Origin of the sequence: Methylobacterium sp. WL103 (assembly GCF_008039885.1) — a bacterium.
Classification (GTDB): Bacteria; Pseudomonadota; Alphaproteobacteria; order Rhizobiales; family Beijerinckiaceae; genus Methylobacterium; species Methylobacterium cerastii.
In genome coordinates this window covers 1-1,072 of the sequence record NZ_VRUX01000968.1, presented here as the reverse complement: position 1 = coordinate 1,072, position 1,072 = coordinate 1, and the positions used below count along the sequence as shown (strand labels likewise).

General features: G+C 74.3%; 1 protein-coding gene and 2 pseudogenes. 1 reads left to right on the top strand and 2 read right to left on the bottom strand.

Features of this window, described 5'->3' with window-relative positions; translation table 11 throughout:
• Nucleotides 1-191: pseudogene (locus tag FV222_RS27095) on the top strand (DUF3429 family protein); the annotation flags it as partial.
• A gap of 9 nt (nt 192-200) precedes the next feature.
• On the opposite strand, the gene FV222_RS27090 reads toward FV222_RS27095, so the two are convergent.
• Together FV222_RS27090 and FV222_RS27085 are read right to left on the bottom strand one after the other, a co-directional pair.
• The gene (locus tag FV222_RS27090) at nt 201-524 is read right to left on the bottom strand and encodes a YbaB/EbfC family nucleoid-associated protein (RefSeq protein WP_147754753.1); all 324 of its coding nucleotides are present in this window, start codon (nt 522-524) and stop codon (nt 201-203) included.
• Between the two features lie 66 nt (nt 525-590).
• Nucleotides 591-1,072 (bottom strand): annotated as a pseudogene (locus FV222_RS27085) (DNA polymerase III subunit gamma/tau); the annotation flags it as partial.

Sequence of the window (1,072 nt, the reverse complement as noted above, 5' to 3'; positions counted from 1 at the left end):
CCTCGCTCCTGGCTTGGGCCGCGCTCGCGGCGCCGGCGCCGTGGGACCTGCGGACCCTCGGCATCCTGGTGCTCGCCTGGGGGATCGTGGACCAGGACCTCGTCCGGCGCGGCCTCGTCCCGGTCTGGCTCGGGCGCCTGCGCCTCGTGCTCTCGGGCGTCGCCGGCGCCGCCCTGCTCGTCGCCGCCTAACGCCCGCGATCAGAACGGCAGCTTCATCCCGGGCGGCAGCGGCAGGCCCTTGGTCAGCTCGGCCATGCGCTCCTGCGCCGCCTGCTCGGCCTTGCCCCGCGCGTCGTTGACGGCGGCGAGGACCAGATCCTCCAGGATCTCGCGCTCGTCGGCGACCATCAGGCTCGGATCGATCGCGACCGCCTTGACGAGCCCCTTGGCCGTCATCGTCACGCGCACCGAGCCGCCGCCGGAGGCGCCCGAAACCTCGACCGTGTCGAGCTCGGCCTGGATGCCGGCCATCTTCTCCTGCATGGCCTGAGCCTGCTTCATGATGCCCATGATGTCGCGCATGCGGGTCGGTCTCTCGGTTGCGAAGTGAGGACGTGATCTGGGGAGCCGGTCTGGCGGATGCCAGCGTCAGGCGTCGTCGGCTTCGACATCCTCGAGGCCGGCCCCGTCGAGCCCGGCGGGCGCTTCGAGGTCGGCCGGCGCCTCGGGCGCGGTGTCGCGCACGTCCACGATCTGTGCGCCGGGGAAGCGCGCCAGCACCTCGCGCACCAGCGGATGCGAGGCTGCGTTCTCGCGGCGGCTCTCCACCGCGGCGCGGGCCTGTGCGTCCAGCGTCGGCGCGCCCGCTTCCCGCGAGGCCGTGACGACCCAGCGCCGGCCGGTCCATTGTTCGAGCGCCTTGGCGAGGTCGGCATGCAGCGACGGGCGCCCGCCCTCCGCCTGCCGGAACTCGATGCGGCCGTCCTCGAAGCGCACGAGGTGCGCCTCGCGCTCCAGCGCCGACTTCAGCAGGATGTCGCGGCGCGCGTCGGCCAACGCCACCACGTCCTCGAACCGCGACAGGCGCGGGCCGGACGGCTCGGCGGGCCGGGCCTGCGTCACGGGCGCGG

What these genes read in the sequence shown, in the direction of transcription:
- FV222_RS27090 (WP_147754753.1), bottom strand. Translation starts at nt 524, where the DNA reads ATGCGCGACATCATGGGCATCATGAAGCAGGCTCAGGCCATGCAGGAG.